This window comes from Flavobacterium amnicola (assembly GCF_004122165.1).
Taxonomy (GTDB): domain Bacteria; phylum Bacteroidota; class Bacteroidia; order Flavobacteriales; family Flavobacteriaceae; genus Flavobacterium; species Flavobacterium amnicola.
The window spans coordinates 692,378-709,504 of the sequence record NZ_SBKO01000001.1; the positions used below are offsets into that span (position 1 = coordinate 692,378).

Consider the following 17,127-nt stretch of genomic DNA (forward strand, 5'->3'; position numbering starts at 1 on the left):
TTTATGACCCTTTTTTAAAGATGCAACTATAAACGAAGTATAGTAAACGCCATAATAATTACGAACGCCAAAAGAATGTTTGTAGTGGCACTTTAAAAAAACGCTGATGGGATAAGGAGCAGGTAATGGGGCAATTGAAGTGTTTTTCAGTTGTCTCAACACCCTCCTGATCAACTTTTAATTCGTTAACAACAATTGAATTGCGGGTTCAAACACTCTGGTTTTTACCACGTTGCCCTCGGCATCTTTCTTGCTTTCTTTGGTCCATTTGCCGCCTAAAAAAGTGTAGGTATGAGAGCCTTCTACGAAGCTGTAAAAAGGCAAGGGATAATAGGTGCGTTGTATTTTTGTTTTATTGGGTTGGTTCGTAGGCACTGTTTTTTCCAATTTGTTTTTTTCGATGAACAAGCGTTCGATCGCTACAAAAAGTCCTTCCTTTGGAAAAACGACATTCAAACTGGTGAGGTCAAACCATGTTCTGCGGGAGCCTTTTTTGACCGAAACGATGTAATCTTTCTTGAGTAATTCTTCGCCTGGTAAACCGTCGCTATTCTTGCTGTAAAAATGAATTTTCACCGACGCTTCTTCTAGGGCATTTTCGGTAAAAATCGACACTTTTTTGATGTATTGGGTTCTCTTGTAATTGGGTTGGTAAGGGAAATATTTGGCGTCGAATTTGGGTCCGTTTTCAAAGGCTTGGTGAATGGAATTTTCAGGATGTCCGATTTGTACTTTTTTGGTTTCCTTTTTATTCAAAACCAATATTTCACCCAATTCATAGGTCGTGGGAAGCAATTGCACCAGGCTTACGTTGGTCGATTGTAGTTTCTTTTTTTCAAAACCCAGAGAGGAAAAAAGCAATGTTTTTTCTTCGGTTATTTGTAAGGTGAAATGACCATCAATATCGGAAGTCGTGCTCACATTTTCGCCTTCCACCCAAATATTAACATACGGAATGGGTTGCTTGTTTTCGTCAATCACTTTCCCTTTTACTTGTGCAAAAAGAGAAATCGAAAATAGTATAAATATAAAAGTGTATTTCATTTAAATAGTTTTATGTGACTTCTCGACTGCGCTCGAAGTGACAAATTTTGATTAATTAAAAAAATCGGCTATTTTTCTATCGTTGGCCAGTCGTGGCAATTTGTTTTGTCCGCCCAATTTTCCAATCGATTGCATGTACTCTTGAAATCCGTTTTTGGCTACTTTCGTAATCACAATGGTTCGCAGCACATTTCCCACGATTAAATCGTCATAATACACATTTTGCTTACGCATGGCTTGGTCAATTTTTAGGGCAAATTCCTCTAGGTTTTCAGGCTCATTTTCAAATTCGATGAACCATTCGTGGTAAGGTAAGCCGTTCGCTGGGTTAATTTGTGGCGCCACCGTAAACTCATTGACACGAACCGAAGTGCCTTCCATTGCTTCTTGTAGAGCACTTTCCACTTCTTTCCCAATCACATGTTCACCAAAAGCGGAAATGTAGTGTTTGATACGTCCCGAAACGATCACACGATAGGGTTGTAAGGAAGTAAATTGTACCGTATCGCCAATATTATAGGCCCAAAGTCCGGCGTTGGTGGAAATGATCAACACATAATTGACGCCTAATTCGACTTCACCAATGGTATGTCTTTTGGGATTTTCGGTAAAAAATTCGTCGGCTTTTATAAATTCGTAGAAAATGCCCGAATTCAATAACAACAACATTCCTTTTTCGGTTTGGGAATCTTGGTAGGCAAAAAATCCTTCAGAAGCGGGAAACAATTCGATAGCATCGACGCGTCGTCCAATTAAGTTTTCGAATTTGGCGCGATACGGTTCGTAATTCACTCCGCCATAAATAAACAAGTTGAAGTTTTTGAACAATTCTCCTACTGGTTTTTGGGCTTTGTTTTGTAGTTTTTCGAAATACATTTGCACCCACGACGGAATTCCGGAAATCACCGACATGTTTTCATTATAAGTTTCTTCTACAATCGCATTGACTTTGGTTTCCCAGTCTTCAATGCAATTGGTTTCCCAACTTGGCAAGCGGTTTTTTTGCAAATAATTCGGAACAAAATGCGCTACAATTCCAGATAGACGCCCGAGTTTGATGCCGTTTTTTTCTTCTAAAATCGGACTCCCTTGTAAGAAAATCATTTTACCATCTACGAAGTCCGCTTTCCCTGTTTCATGCACATAGCTCAAAATGGCATTTCGTGCCGCTTCAATATGATAGGGCATCGATTCTTTGGTTAGTGGAATATATTTGGCACCCGAAGTGGTTCCCGATGTTTTGGCAAAATAAAGGGGTTTTCCTTTCCAAAGTATGTTTTCTTCCCCAGCAACTACCTTGTCTACATAAGGACGTAAGGCTTCATAATCACGGACTGGAACTTGCTTCGCAAATTCTTCAAAAGTGCTAATCGTCCCAAACTGATGATCTTTTCCAAATTGTGTCTGTTGCGCTTCCGTCAATAAATTTTGAAACACTTTTTGCTGGGTAGCTACAGGATTATTGGCCCATTTTTGGGTCTTCTGATGGATGATGTTAGCGAAAATTTTGGCGCCAAGAGATTTAATCGACATTATTTACTATTCTTTTTAGCTTCTTGTTGCACTTGTTTGCGGAGTTCTATTTCTTCTTCACTAGCTTTCATTTCGTATTCGGAAGGATCGACATAATCGGAAGCCAAAATAGAATCTTTGTTGACTTTGGCGTATTCTAAATCGCCCGTCAGTACTTTTTTAACCGATTCGATATAGGCTTCGTTCTTTTTTAATTCGAACGCTAAGGAATCCGATTTTAGTCCTAACATCAAGGCGTTTTCTTTTAATTCGGTGGAAGAATATCCTGGAATGTATTCGCGCAAGGGCGTAAAAGCAATAATATAAGTAGTCACCGAAACTAGAAATATGGCCCCAATAGTTCCTAAAATAAACACATTAAGAATACTTAGTTTTAAAGAAAACTGCTCTTCGAAAGTCTCTTCGTTTAAAATAATTAAGCGTCGTGATTCTTTTATTTTATCAATAAATACTTTTCTTCTCAATCTTTTTAAGGTCATAAATACGATTCTTTACCACAAATATAACAAATTGAAAAGTTGTAAGTTGCAATGCAATAATAATTCGTTAAAATTTGAGCATGTGCATATTTGTTTAGTATATTTGCTCTATAATTTTGATGCGAAAGCAATATTTTAATCATTATGGGAAGATTTGGTACAACTGAAATAATTGTAATTCTAGTCGTTGTTTTATTACTTTTTGGTGGTAAAAAAATACCAGAATTAATGAAGGGTCTTGGAAGCGGTTTAAACGAGTTTAAAAAAGCATCTAAAGGCGAAGATACTACTAAAAAAGACGAGACTAAAGAGTAATTTTCTTTAGATAAGGTACAGAAAACCCCAAGTTCCATTACTGGATTTTGGGGTTTCTTTTTTATTAGAAAAGGTGGTTTCGAGAGCCTCAACCACCGTATAGGACTTTATACAATCATCGTCAATTGAATGCGTTTTCTCGCCTCGTCCACCTCAACGACTTTGACTTGTACATGTTGGTGTAGTTTTACGACTTCGTTTACATCGCTCACATACCCTGCTTTAAGTTGGGAAATGTGAACCAAACCGCTTTCTTTTACGCCAATATCTACAAAACAACCAAAAGCTGTAATGTTGTTGACAATTCCTGGAAGTATCATCCCACTTCGTACATCGGCGATGGTTTTTACATTTGGATCGAATTCAAATATTTTGGCTGCTTTCCGTGGGTCCAATCCTGGTTTTTCTAGTTCTTTTAAAATGTCTTTGACCCCCAAAATTCCAACGTTCTCAGAGATATACCCTTCGGGTTTAATTTGACTGATTTTTTCTTTATTCCCAATTAATTCGCCAACCTTAATCCCCAAATCTTTGGCCATTTTTTCGACCATTTTATAGGATTCAGGATGTACCGCCGAATTGTCCAACGGGTTTTTTCCGTCTTTAATTCGGATGAAAGCCGCGGCTTGTTGGAAGGCTTTGTCGCCCAAACGTGGTACTTTTTTGAGTTGGCTTCGGTCTTCAAAAGCGCCATTTTCACTTCGATACGCCACAATATTCTCGGCCATTTTTTCACCAATTCCCGACACATAACTCAACAAGGATTTACTAGCGGTATTAATATTTACTCCGACTGAGTTTACACAACGTACTACGGTATTATCTAGTTCTTCTTTGAGTTTGGTTTGGTCTACATCGTGTTGGTATTGCCCTACTCCGATAGATTTGGCATCGATTTTTACCAATTCGGCCAAGGGATCAGAAAGACGTCTTCCAATAGAAACCGAACCTCGAACGGTTACATCATAATTCGGGAATTCGTCACGAGCAATTTTACTCGCCGAATACACCGAAGCGCCTGCTTCCGATACTACAAACACTTGCACGGGTTTGTCAAACCCAATTTTTTTGATGAAAAATTCGGTTTCGCGACTTGCGGTTCCGTTTCCAATCGAAATCGCTTCAATATTATAGGCATTGACCATCGATTTTACCTTTTTCATCGCCATCGCGCTTTCGTTTTGTGGCTGGTGTGGATAAATGGTTTCATTGTACAACAAATCGCCTTTTTCATCCAAACAAACTACTTTACAACCACTACGATAGCCAGGATCAATGGCTAAAATTCGCTTTTCTCCCAAGGGTGGTGCCAACAATAACTGACTTAAATTACTCGCAAAAACATCAATCGCTTTGATGTCGGCTTTGTCTTTGGCTTCCTGTAATGTCTCATTTGAAATAGCGGGTTCTAACAAACGTTTGTAACTGTCTTTGATAGCTAGTTCTAAATGCTCAGTGGTGTCGTTATTAGCCTTAATGATATTGTCTTCGATAAACGCCAAAGCTTCTTCTTTTTCGACTTCCACATTCAATTTAACAAAACCTTCCGCTTCCGCGCGAAGCATGGCTAACAATCGGTGGGATGGCGCTTTACTTAAGGGTTCCGACCAATCGAAATATTGTGAAAATTTTTGAGCGGCTTCGTCGTCTTTTTTGGTTTTAACCACTTTAGTTGCAATTTCCGCTTTGCGTTGAAACAAACGACGAAGATTTTTACGAATAAAGATGTTTTCGTTAATCCATTCGGCAATGATATCGCGTGCGCCTTGTAAAGCTTCGTCTTCGTTGGCTACTTTATCATTCAAGTACTTGGAAGCGGTAAATTCGATATCGTCATTGCGCTGACTCATGATAATTTTAGCCAGCGGTTCTAATCCGTTTTCGCGAGCCGTATCGGCCTTCGTTTTCTTTTTCTTTTTATAGGGAAGGTATAAATCTTCTATTTCCTGTAGGTCGAAACTGTTTTCTATTTTCGATTTTAATTCGGGAGAGAGCGCGTTTTGTTCTTCGATCGATTTTAACACCGATTCCTTGCGCTTTACAATTTCATCAAACTGCTTGTTTAGCTTGGCAATTTGCTCAATAACTACCTCATCTAGATTTCCGGTTTGGTCTTTTCTATAGCGGGAAATAAAAGGAATCGTACAATCTTGCGAAAGTAAATCGATGGTGTTTTGTATGTTTTTGGAGGCCGTTTGTACCGACTTTAATATGAATTCTATGTTTGTCATTGGGCAAAAAAATAAGAATGCTAAAATACTATCTTTATGCAAAATTTTTGCAATGATTTTATTTTTCTTATTGCTTATAAATGCAATTACGTTTGGTGTTTTTGGGTATGATAAATATTTGGCTAAAACCAATCAATATCGCATTCCGGAAAATACTCTTTTTTTGCTGACTATTATAGGGGGAAGCTTGGGTGCGATTGCAGGAATGGTGCTGTTTAGCCATAAAATTTCGAAACCTCGTTTTTATATACCTATTATTATGATCATTCTATTTCAGGTGGTCGCAGTGTATTATTTTCGAGCGGAAGGCTTTTAATGTCGGTGAGTTATTGGTTGTCGTTTTTATAATTCCGTTTCATAAAATTTAAAGCGGCCTCCATGATTTCGCCCATGGATTTGGCGTTTTTGAAGTTTTTGTCTTTTGTGAATTCGTAGGTTTCTTTTTTTAATTGTTCTAAATGAAAGGTAGGGGATAGCATCATCGATTTCATTACGGATAATAAATCGGTCAAACGCTCCTCAGAATCGGCCAAACGTTTTACCAATAACGAGCGTTCTTCGTTTTGGTATTGATCAATAGAATCGGGTTCCAGTTTTTCTTTTACCAATTCGGTAAACGGAAAATTTTCTTTAAACAAGTGAGGTTTGTATAATTTAAAATTTCCCTCATAGCATTGTTGGTCAAAATCGATGGCGCGTATTTTGTACACGATGTGATCATAATCATAGGTGGGAATAACCACAAAATTATAGGAACGCATATCGCCTAACAATCCGATCATACAACGTTCGTTAAACTTCACAAACTCTTTGGCAATTTGTGCTTTTTCGGCTTCGGTACATTTGTTGACATGCTCTTTTAAAAAAACATCTCCCGGAATTCCTATAATGTGTTCCTCAATTAAAGTACTTTCATAGACCAAGAAATTAATACGGTTGGGAGATAAAATATGTTCCAATTCCAAACCAAAAATGCGTGAGGCATCTGCTTTTTTGATGTAAAAATGGGTGTAGTTATCATTCAGAATGTTTCGAACTTTCACCCGAAAGGGCTTCGAATTTCCAAAGCCACAATAATCGATATAATCGACTGTAAGGTGTTTCAAAACTCTTTCGTCTCCATCGGAATGCAGTAAAGTATAAATCTTTTTAAGACTCAAATCGATTTCCGCTCTGTCAAATTCATTATAAAAAACGCGTAACCACAAGGTGTCTTCACCTTTTTGATCATATACATTAATGGAGCCTTGAAAACGCAACAAATCATCATAAAATACATTCGTTTTTGTGGTTCGTTTGTATTTTTCCAAATAATGAAAAAGTGTTTCGTTTATAGGATAATATTGTTTTTTCAACTGTGGTACTTCCTGACTCATAAAATAGCAATGTGATTAGCTGCTTCAATTAAATTACAAATTCCTTCTAATTTGTGAAAAGTAAAGTTACTTTAATTATTTTACGTTCATCAAAAGAATTACGCATTACTTTTGTACTAATTATATACTAGTATGGACACTTTACAAATCATATCGTATACCGGAGTCTTTGTGTTTGCCGTAACTGGTGTCTTAAAAGCCAGAACCAAACGCTTTGATATTTTTGGTGCTGTTGTTTTGGCATTTGTAACGGCGTATGGTGGCGGAACCATTAGAGATCTTCTAATAGGTGTTCGACCTGTTAATTGGGTCAATGATAATTTAGCCCTTGTTATTGTAGTCCTTTCTACCATTATTACTTTCTTTTTTAAACTGAATACAACTCTTATCAAAAAATCAATTTTTTGGGTCGATGCCTTCGGTATTGGATTATTTACTATTGTAGGGATTCAGGTGGCTTTACGTGCCGGAATTTCTAACGGCTATGCGCTGGTTATGGGAATTATTACCGCTACTTTTGGCGGATTATTAGCCGATGTTTTATGTAATAAAGTGCCTAGTATTTTAAAGCCTGGCGAGTTATATGCCACCGCCTGTTTACTAGGTGGCGGTTTGTATTTAGTTATGCTGAACTACCATCTCCAATCCGAAACCAGTATGATTATAAGTATTCTAGTGATAGCATCAATCCGTATTTTTGCTATCCGTAAAAAACTACAATTACCCATAATATAGTAAGGGCCAGAGCGTCTCTAACCCTTACTAATTTTTAGACTAAACCAATTGTAAAATACAATCGTCCTGCTCTACTATTGATTTTTCTTTAAGTACTAGCTTAGCGATCACTCCTTTCTTGGTGGCGCAAACAGTGGTTTCCATTTTCATAGCTTCAATGACAAATAAAGGGGTGTCTTTTTCAATTTCTTCTCCTTCATTGACCAATATTTTAAGTAAACTTCCTTGTAATGGAGAACCAATGTCATTCGGTCCCGAAATTTTTACACGCGCTACTTTCGTCGATTTTACCGAACGGTCTTTTACTACAATATTTCGGGTTTGCCCATTAATTTGAAAGAATACTTCTCTAAAGCCTTCTTCGTTGGGTTCGCCCATGTATCGGAACTTGACAATAATATTTTTTCCAGAATCCAGATTGACAATAATTTCTTCATTGGGCTTCATCGGGTAGTAGAAGCTTGGTGTAGGGAGTTTTTCAACACGGCCGAAATATTTTCGGAAGCTATAAAAATCTTCAAAAACCTTCGGAAACATGATATAAGAAAGCAAATCTTCGGTAGTTAATTTGTCATCAAATTTTTCATGCATTTTTTTTAATTCGGCCTCAAAATCTACCGGCTTGATGTGTGCATTGGGTTTTTCGGTATAAGGGGTTTCGTTTTTCAGAATCATTTTCTGGAGTTCCTTTGGAAAACCACCAAACGGCTGACCTAAATCGCCTCGAAACAATTGCTTTACCGATTCTGGAAAGGCCAAGTTATCCCCTTTTTCCATCACATCTTGTGCCGTTAAATTATTGGAAGTCATAAACAAGGCCATATCGCCCACTACTTTGGAAGAAGGCGTTACTTTGACAATATCCCCAAACAGTTCGTTGACGACCACATAATTTTGCTTGATGGTTTCGAATTTATCTTCTAAGCCCAAACCTCTTGCTTGAGGCAATAAATTAGAATATTGTCCACCTGGAATTTCATGGTCATATACTTCGGCGGTTCCGGCTTTTAATTCGCTTTCAAAAGGATAATAGTATTCTCTTACCGCTTCAAAATAATTGGAATATTCGTTTAATTTTTTCAGATTAATCGGGTTTTCCCTTTCCGTTCCTTGCAAAGCGGCAACCAGTGAATTGAAATTAGGCTGTGAGGTTAATCCACTCATCGAAGCTAAAGCGACATCAACAACATCAACGCCAGCTTCAATTGCTTTGACATAAGTGGTCGATTGAATAGAGGATGTATCGTGGGTGTGGAGATGAATGGGAATGGAAATGTTTTTCTTCAACTCTTTGATTAAAACTTCGGCAGCATAGGGTTTTAATAAGCCCGCCATGTCTTTGATGGCAATCATATGAGCGCCTGCTGCTTCCAGTTGTTTGGCTAAATCGATGTAATATTGTAGGTTGAATTTTTGTCGGTTTGGATTTAAAATATCACCTGTATAACAAATACAGGCCTCTGCAATGGCGTTGGTTTTCTCACGAACCACTTTGATGCTGTGCGTCATGCCTTCAATCCAGTTTAACGAATCGAATATTCTGAACACATCAATTCCGTTTTCAGCACTTTTAATAATAAACTGTTCCAAAACATTATCCGGATACGCGGCATAACCCACGGCGTTGCTTCCTCTGAAAAGCATTTGAAGTAATACATTTGGCGCCGCTTTTCGAATCAGACGCAAACGCTCCCAAGGATCTTCGTGCAGAAAACGCATGGTCACATCGAAGGTGGCACCACCCCAAACTTCCAATGAAAATAATTCTGGGAAACTTTTAGCCATTCCTTCCGCTACTTTTAAAATATCGTGATTGCGCAAACGAGTGGCAAAAAGCGACTGATGTGCATCACGAAGAGTGGTATCGGTATAGAATATTTTCTTTTCATTTTTGATGTACTCGATAAACTTGTCGCGTCCCAATTCGTTGAGTAAATCTTTAGTTCCTTTCGGATATTCCTCATTTGTGGTAACAGGTACAACGGCTTTTCTAAACACTTTTTCCGCATCATAAGCTTTCACATCGGGATGTCCGTTGACTTTTAATTCGGCTAAATATTTTAAGAGTTTGGTTCCTCTGTCTTTAGAATACTCATATTTTGGAACTAATAAATGCGGATTATTCGGTATAAAATTAACGGTAGTTTCACCACTTCTGAAGGTGTCGTTTTCCATCACATTAATTAGAAATGGAATATTGGTTTTTACGCCTCGTATTCTGAATTCTTCTAAGGTTCTTCGTAATCGGTCGGAAGCCCCTTTTAATGTTCTTCCACTAGAAGACACTTTGACCAACATGGAATCAAAAAACGGCGATATTTTTACCCCCGAATAACAACTTCCTTCGTCTAAACGAATGCCATAGCCACCAGCATTCCGATATGCAATGATGGTTCCGTAATCGGGTTTAAAATCATTTTCTGGGTCTTCGGTCGTGATGCGACATTGAATGGCCCATCCACTACATTTAATATCTTCCTGAGCATGAATAAAGATTTGATTGTGGGTTAACGGATGTCCAGCGGCAATAATAATTTGCGAACGCACAATGTCGATCCCTGTGATTTCTTCGGTAATGGTGTGTTCTACCTGAATTCTTGGGTTGACTTCAATAAAATAAATATTCTCCTGTTTGTCGACTAAAAATTCTACCGTTCCGGCATTACTATAATTGACATGCTTGGCAATTTTTATCGCATAGTCAAATAATTTGGCTTTGGTTTCTGGCTGTAAAATGGAAGGCGCCACTTCGATTACTTTTTGAAAACGACGTTGTACCGAACAATCTCGTTCATACAAATGAACAATGTTGCCGTAATTATCTCCTAAAATTTGAACTTCGATGTGTTTGGGATTTTCTACAAATTTTTCGATGAACATGGTATCATCTCCAAAAGCTGATAGCGCTTCACTTTTAGCATTAACAAATGCCATTTTCATTTTATCTTCATCATGCACCACTCGCATGCCTCTTCCCCCTCCACCGGCAGCCGCTTTTAGCATAACGGGATAGCCAATTTCTTTGGCTTCGGAAAGGGCATCTTCAACAGATTGTAGGTCTTTTTTAGAATCTTGAATTAAAGGAACGCCAACGGCTTTGGCTACTTTTTTGGCCGCTACTTTATCTCCCAATTGCAGCATCGCTTCCACTCTTGGTCCGACAAAAATGATGCCTTCCTCCTGACAACGTCTGGCAAAATCAACATTTTCAGATAGAAAACCATATCCAGGATGAATGGCATCGACCTGATTTTCTTTGGCCACTTTTATAATTTCCTCAATATTTAAATAAGGCTTTAAAGGCTCAGATTCTTCCCCGATTTGAAAACTTTGATCCGCTTTATAGCGATGTAAGGAATACCGGTCTTCAAAAGTGTAGATGGCTACGGTAGAAATGCGCAACTCTGTCGCAGCTCTAAAAACGCGAATGGCAATTTCACCACGATTGGCTACTAAAAGCTTCGTGATTGTGGTAATTTTCATAATGTTGTGTTGTTGTTGTTAAAAAAGTAAAAGTATTAAAAAATATTATGCGTGCATAATATTTTTTAATACTTTTAGAATCAATCTTGTACGATAAATTCTTTTGGGTCTTCTTTTTTAAATTCGGGCTGGATATTAATGTGGTTAATTCCGAATTTATCAAACAACACAACCTCTAAATTATGGAGTAAATCATTGAATTCGGTCATTTTTATGTCTTCCGAGCAATCCAAATGGGCTTCTAGGTGCAGTTCCTCTTCGTTCAAATGCCAAACGTGAATGTGATGTAATTTGCCTACTCCAGGAATTTTATGTACTTCCCGCACAATTTCTTTGATATCGATATGATCGGGAGTGAAAAGCATGAGCATTTTCGTCGAACTTTTTAACAAATCAATTCCAACCACGATTAAATAAATCGCAATCAAAATCGTCATGACGCTATCCATCCAAAACCAATGGTAAAATTTCATTAATAATCCGCCAACCAATACCGCTACCGAAGCCATCATATCGGTCAGTAAATGTAAATACGCCGACTTCATATTAAGATTGTGTTCGGCGTCTTTTTTTAAGAAAATTACCGATAACCCGTTGACTACAATTCCTAAAATTGCCAACCAAATCACCAATCCAGATTGAATAGGATGTGGATTAAAAAAACGTTCAATCGCACCATAAATCAAAACGAAGGCAACAATTACTAAAGTCGATGCATTAATAAAAGCAGCAATCAATTCGGCGCGTTTGTAACCAAAGGTATTGTTAATAGAAGCTTTTCGACGCGATAATTTATGCGCCACCAAGCTAAACACTAAAGAAATAACATCCGAAAAATTATGAAGGGCATCGGAGATCAATGCCAAACTACCCGAAACAATTCCCCCTACAATTTGAGCAATGGTAATTAGTAGGTTCAATAAAATAGAAAAAACTAAATTATTCGCCTTGACTTCGTGTTTGTGAATATGGATGTGATTGTGGGCCATTAAACCTTATTTGCAAGCAATTTTATGGACTCTATTCGCGTGTCTTCCGCCTTCAAAATCGGTCATTAAAAAAACTTCCACCATTTCTATGGCTTGTTGAATAGAAGTATAGCGCGCCGGAATGCTTAGTATATTGGCATTATTATGTTGGCGTGACAATTCGGCGATTTCAACTGTCCAACATAAGGCACAACGAATGTCTTGGTGTTTGTTGGCGGTCATGGCAATTCCGTTTCCGCTGCCACAGATGACAATTCCAAAATCGGCTTTTTTGCTTTCCACATCATAAGCCACTGGGTGACCAAAATCAGGATAATCGACACTGTCAAACGTATCGGTTCCGTGGTTGATAACCGTATGTCCGTTTTTTTCTAAATAATTGACGATTGCTTTTTTGTAATCGGGACCGGCGTGGTCGTTTCCTATTGAGATTGTCATAATGTGTGTTGTGTGTTGATTTCTTTTTACAAAAATAACGAATATTCTATTAGTTCGTAAAGTAACTTTGTGATAAAATAAACATTGGTAATCGCTTTTTGAAACATTATTATTAAGTAATTATATTCTATCAAAACCATTGAAATTCAAGTAATTATTTAATAAACAAACCCATCTTTTAATAAATGTTAATTAAAAACCGTAAAGTGTTGAAAATGAAGCAATGTTAACCTAACAACTTTTGTTAATAACTTCGGAAAGAAAATAAGAACTATTTTTTGGATATCTGATTTAAAATTGTAATCCAAAACCCAAACTAGAAATCCAAGAAAAGTTTCATCAATTTGTTGAAAGTTTATCAGACAAAAAAAGGGAGTTTTCAACACAAAATAGGTTTTCAACTTATTAAAAATTTCTATCAAAAAATAGAAACTAACAATTGTTAACAACCAAATAGAAAGTGTTTGTTTTCAAATCGATAACAAAAAAGTAACCTGTTAATAACCTTGTATAACTAACCATAACTTCTTTACCGCTATAAAAAAATAAAAGTTTTCAGCCTTATTAACACGCTATCATAACCATCATAAATTTAAATTTTAAAAAATCTTTTTTTGTTGTTTTTAGTTATTGTTAACAACTCTATTTTTTGAAAAAGAAAAATTAATTTTTTTAGTAGACGTTATTTAATTCTTAAATCTGTTTACCGAATAAGGATAACTGTAAACTATTTCGTAATTTTCAGCAATTAATAGAAATGATATAATGAAGAAACCAAAAAAGTTTGGAACCAAAGAAAAAGATTTCTCAGGAAAAATTTTAAAAGTACTTTCCCAAAACGCTAACAGAGCGTTTAACTATAAACAGATTGCCGCCATTCTAGATTTAAATGATACGAAAAGCCGAAATGAAATTATTAAAGATTTAAAAATTTTGGCGTCCAAAAAACAAATTATAGAAACCGAACCTGGTAAATATCTGGTAAAAGCACAAAGTCAAGATTATTACGAAGGAACAATCGACATGACTTCTCGTAAAACGGCTTATTTTATTTGTGAAGATTTTGAAGAGGATATTTTTATTCCAACCAATAACCTAAACCATGCTTTAGATAAAGACAAAGTAAAAGTTTATGTGTACAATAAAAGAAGCGGTAAACGACCAGAAGCGGAAGTTATTGAAGTAGTAGAAAGAGCCAAAACCGAATTTGTGGGTGTGATTGACATTCAAAAGAATTTTGCTTTTGTTTCGACTGCCAATGCAAAAATGTATACCGATATTTTTATTCCGAAAGATAAAATTGGAGAAGCACAACAAGGGGATGTGGTTATTGCTAAAATTGAAGATTGGCCTAAAAAAGCCGATTCTCCTTTCGGAACGATTCTAAAAGTATTAGGAAAACCTGGAGAACACGATACCGAAATTCATGCAATTCTTGCCGAATATGGCTTGCCGTATGATTTTCCAGTTGATGTTGAAGTGTATGCTCAAAAATTAGATACTGCCATTCATCCGGAAGAAATTGCCAAGCGTAGGGATATGCGAGATACCCTAACGTTTACGATAGATCCAAAAGATGCGAAAGATTTTGATGATGCTTTATCGTTTAAAAAATTAGAAAATGGTCATTACGAAATCGGAATTCATATTGCCGATGTCTCGCATTATGTGCAAGAAGGCACTATTTTAGATGAGGAAGCGTTTAACCGAGCAACTTCTGTGTATTTGGTGGATCGAGTGGTACCGATGTTACCGGAAGTCTTGTCTAATTTTGCTTGTTCGCTTCGTCCGAATGAAGAAAAATATACGTTTTCGGCTATTTTCGAAATCAATGAAAAAGCGCAAGTGACCAATCAATGGTTTGGAAGAACTGTTATTTATTCCGATCAACGTTTTGCTTACGAAGAAGCACAACAAATCATCGAAACAAAATCGAATGTCATTCCCGCAGAAATTTCTTTAACTGGACAGGAATATATTGTTCCAGATGCTATTGTTCAAGCGACTTTAAAACTAGATGAACTAGCTAAAATTTTCAGAAGAAACAGAATGAATCAAGGTGCTATTTCTTTTGATAAAGTAGAGGTAAAATTCAATTTAAATGAAGAAGCAGAACCGGTTGGCGTGTACTTTAAAGTAGCTAAAGATGCCAATCATTTGATTGAAGAATTCATGTTATTAGCCAATCGAAAAGTGGCCGAATACATCGGAAAACAAAAGAAAACCTTTGTGTATCGTATTCATGATGAGCCTAATGAAGACAAGTTGTTTGCCATGCAAGGCGTAATTTCAAAATTTGGATACAAATTAGATTTAAGAGATACCAAAAATATTTCCAAATCACTAAACCAATTGATGGAAGATGTGAATGGTAAAAAAGAACAAAATTTAATAGATACTTTGGCGATTCGTACGATGAGTAAAGCCAAATATTCTACGGATAATATAGGACATTACGGATTGGCATTCGATTATTATTCGCATTTTACTTCTCCGATTCGTCGATATCCTGATGTGATGGTACACCGTTTGCTGCAGTATTATTTAGATGGTGGAAAAAGTGTGAGCGAAGAAGTTTATGAAGAAAAATGTGTGCATTCTTCTAACATGGAAGGTTTGGCAAGTAATGCCGAACGCGATTCTATCAAATACATGCAAGTGAAATACATGCAAGACCATCAAGATCAAGAATTTATTGGAGTCATTTCTGGGGTAACCGAATGGGGAATTTATGTCGAAATTATCGAAAACAAATGTGAAGGAATGGTGCGTATCCGTGAAATAAAAGATGACTATTATACGTTTGATGAAAAACAATACGCTTTAGTGGGTGAAATTTCTAAAAACCTTTTACAATTAGGAGATGAAGTTATTGTGAAAGTGAAGAACGCCGATTTGGTTAAAAAGCAATTGGATTTTCATTTTATAAGAAGAAACGAATAGTATGAACAAACTCTTGATTATTTCATTTTTATATCTAACCACTTTTGTTTCAGCACAAGTGACTAAAAATATAGGAAATTTTACCAAAGTGACTTCCTTTGATAAAATTACTATTACTTTAGTTAGTACTACTGGTGTACCTAAAGTTGTTTTAACCGGTGCTGGATCTGAAGAGGTGGAAATCATTCAAAAAGATTCGGAACTAAAAATAAGAATGCCTTTTGGTAAATTATTGCAAGGTGATAATATTACGGCAACCGTATATTATCTTAAAGATGTTTATGAATTTGAAGCTAATGAAGGTTCTAGTATTTCATCAAACGATGAGTTTCAGGGAATAAATTTAAATTTTATTGCAAAAGAAGGCTCCACCATAAAATTGAAGGTGGGTGCTCAAAAAATTAATATTAAATCTTTCAATGGTTCTACTATACATTTATCCGGAAAAGCTCAAAATATGGATGCTGTGATTAATTCTGGTGGAATGTTAGAAGCAAGAGATTGTATAACTTCACAAGCAGTTGTTTCAGTTAACGCAGGTGGTTCTGCTGATATTACTGCTTCTGATTTAGTTGATGCAAAAGTCAGAGCAGGTGGAAATATCTCCATTTTTGGTAATCCAAAACAAGTAAATCAGAAAACTGTTTTAGGAGGAAACATTGTTATTAATAAAAGATAATTTACTACTACAAATAGTTTTATTTTCTAAGAATTAACTTTTTTAAAAGAAGAAATAATTAATTAAGGCATACAGATTTTTATTTTTATGCAGAATAACGTAATTAATTGATTGTTAAAAGATTATTTTTTGATATTCTTTCTTAAACCGGTAACTTTAATAGCGTTTTGTATAGAAATTGTAGGAACTAAATGTAAAGTTATGAAAAAGTTAATCTTCCTTTTTTTTATTTTCAATCAAATGGTAAATGCTCAAATCAATAAAGCTTTGGGTGATTTTACTAAAGTGACTTCTTTTGATCAAATTTCGGTTTTTTTAATTGCTTCCAATGAAAATAAAATAGAAATCTCGGGTTTTAATGCCAATAAAGTCGAATTGGTATATGAAAATAACGAACTGAAAATCAGAATGCCATTGGATAAATTATTGCAAGGAAATGATATTTTAGCCAAAGTATATTACACCAAATTAGAAGCTGTTGAAGCGAATGAAGGCAGTAATATAGGGGCTAGTACACCCATTGTAGCGTCCAATTTTGATATTATTGTAAAAGAAGCGTCTAGTATTAAATTGAATGTAGAGACTAAAAAAATAACGGCACGAGTAACCCAAGGAGGTCGATTAGAAGTGATTGGTAAAACGAATAATTTGGATGTAGTAGTGAATGCTGCCGCAGTTTTTAATTCCCAAAATTGCGAAACGAGTGTTGCTAATGTGAGTGTTAATACAGGAGGTCAAGCTACTGTAAAAGCTTCCGAATTAGTAGATGCTCAGGTACGAGCAGGCGGCACTATCAATATTTATGGCAAACCCAAACAAGTCAATCAAAAAACTATTTTAGGAGGCGAAATTGTATTGCGAAACTAACATCTTTTATTTTTA

At 36.2% G+C, this 17,127-nt stretch carries 14 protein-coding genes; 6 read left to right on the plus strand and 8 right to left on the minus strand.

Annotated elements, in window-relative coordinates:
* Window positions 1-177: 177 nt before the first annotated feature.
* The 3 genes from EQG63_RS03155 to EQG63_RS03165 are packed head-to-tail and all read right to left on the minus strand — an operon-like array spanning window position 178 to window position 3,056.
* On the minus strand, window positions 178-1,044 hold the full coding sequence (locus EQG63_RS03155) for a carboxypeptidase-like regulatory domain-containing protein (protein ID WP_129434316.1): 867 nt from the start codon (window positions 1,042-1,044) through the stop codon (window positions 178-180).
* A 51-nt stretch (window positions 1,045-1,095) separates the two neighbouring features.
* A complete protein-coding gene (locus EQG63_RS03160) occupies window positions 1,096-2,577 on the minus strand; it encodes a GH3 auxin-responsive promoter family protein (RefSeq protein ID WP_129434318.1) in 1,482 nt (493 codons plus the stop codon).
* Window positions 2,577-3,056, minus strand: coding sequence for a peptidase (locus EQG63_RS03165; protein ID WP_129434320.1), 480 nt, complete (start codon window positions 3,054-3,056; stop codon window positions 2,577-2,579). Before EQG63_RS03165 ends, EQG63_RS03160 begins: the two co-directional genes overlap by 1 nt.
* A 144-nt stretch (window positions 3,057-3,200) precedes the next feature.
* On the opposite strand from EQG63_RS03165, the gene tatA reads away from it, so the two are divergent.
* Window positions 3,201-3,371: a twin-arginine translocase TatA/TatE family subunit gene (gene tatA, locus EQG63_RS03170; RefSeq protein WP_129434322.1), complete on the plus strand. Its 171-nt coding sequence runs from the start codon at window positions 3,201-3,203 to the stop codon at window positions 3,369-3,371.
* Window positions 3,372-3,478: 107 nt separating this feature from the next.
* On the opposite strand, the gene EQG63_RS03175 is transcribed toward tatA, so the two are convergent.
* The gene (locus EQG63_RS03175; RefSeq protein WP_129434324.1) at window positions 3,479-5,602 is read right to left on the minus strand and encodes a Tex family protein; all 2,124 of its coding nucleotides are present in this window, start codon (window positions 5,600-5,602) and stop codon (window positions 3,479-3,481) included.
* Between the two features lie 52 nt (window positions 5,603-5,654).
* On the opposite strand from EQG63_RS03175, the gene EQG63_RS03180 reads away from it, so the two are divergent.
* A complete protein-coding gene (locus EQG63_RS03180) occupies window positions 5,655-5,918 on the plus strand; it encodes a DUF1294 domain-containing protein (protein WP_129434326.1) in 264 nt (87 codons plus the stop codon).
* A 10-nt stretch (window positions 5,919-5,928) separates the two neighbouring features.
* Here EQG63_RS03180 and EQG63_RS03185 read toward each other — a convergent pair whose 3' ends face one another.
* A complete protein-coding gene (locus EQG63_RS03185; protein ID WP_129434328.1) occupies window positions 5,929-6,978 on the minus strand; it encodes a hypothetical protein in 1,050 nt (349 codons plus the stop codon).
* A 132-nt stretch (window positions 6,979-7,110) separates the two neighbouring features.
* Between EQG63_RS03185 and EQG63_RS03190 the strand changes: the two genes are divergently transcribed.
* Window positions 7,111-7,713, plus strand: a complete 603-nt coding sequence (locus EQG63_RS03190; protein WP_129434330.1) for a trimeric intracellular cation channel family protein — start codon at window positions 7,111-7,113, stop codon at window positions 7,711-7,713.
* Between the two features lie 39 nt (window positions 7,714-7,752).
* Here the strand turns inward: EQG63_RS03190 and EQG63_RS03195 are convergent, their stop codons facing one another.
* From EQG63_RS03195 to rpiB, 3 genes are all read right to left on the minus strand, one after another.
* Window positions 7,753-11,196 (minus strand): pyruvate carboxylase, encoded by a 3,444-nt coding sequence (locus tag EQG63_RS03195; RefSeq protein WP_129434333.1) that lies wholly within the window; start codon window positions 11,194-11,196, stop codon window positions 7,753-7,755.
* An 80-nt stretch (window positions 11,197-11,276) separates the two neighbouring features.
* Entirely contained in the window at window positions 11,277-12,185 is a 909-nt protein-coding gene (locus EQG63_RS03200) for a cation diffusion facilitator family transporter (protein ID WP_129434335.1), read from the minus strand.
* A gap of 6 nt (window positions 12,186-12,191) precedes the next feature.
* On the minus strand, window positions 12,192-12,623 hold the full coding sequence (gene rpiB / locus EQG63_RS03205; RefSeq protein ID WP_129434337.1) for a ribose 5-phosphate isomerase B: 432 nt from the start codon (window positions 12,621-12,623) through the stop codon (window positions 12,192-12,194).
* Window positions 12,624-13,388: 765 nt separating this feature from the next.
* Here rpiB and rnr point away from each other — a divergent pair.
* The 3 genes from rnr (at window position 13,389) to EQG63_RS03220 (ending at window position 17,112) form a co-directional block, all read left to right on the plus strand.
* Window positions 13,389-15,566, plus strand: a complete 2,178-nt coding sequence (rnr, locus tag EQG63_RS03210) for a ribonuclease R (protein WP_394343565.1) — start codon at window positions 13,389-13,391, stop codon at window positions 15,564-15,566.
* A 1-nt stretch (window position 15,567) separates the two neighbouring features.
* Window positions 15,568-16,245 (plus strand): head GIN domain-containing protein, encoded by a 678-nt coding sequence (locus EQG63_RS03215; RefSeq protein WP_129434341.1) that lies wholly within the window; start codon window positions 15,568-15,570, stop codon window positions 16,243-16,245.
* Between the two features lie 201 nt (window positions 16,246-16,446).
* A complete protein-coding gene (locus EQG63_RS03220) occupies window positions 16,447-17,112 on the plus strand; it encodes a head GIN domain-containing protein (protein ID WP_129434343.1) in 666 nt (221 codons plus the stop codon).
* Window positions 17,113-17,127 lie beyond the last annotated feature (15 nt).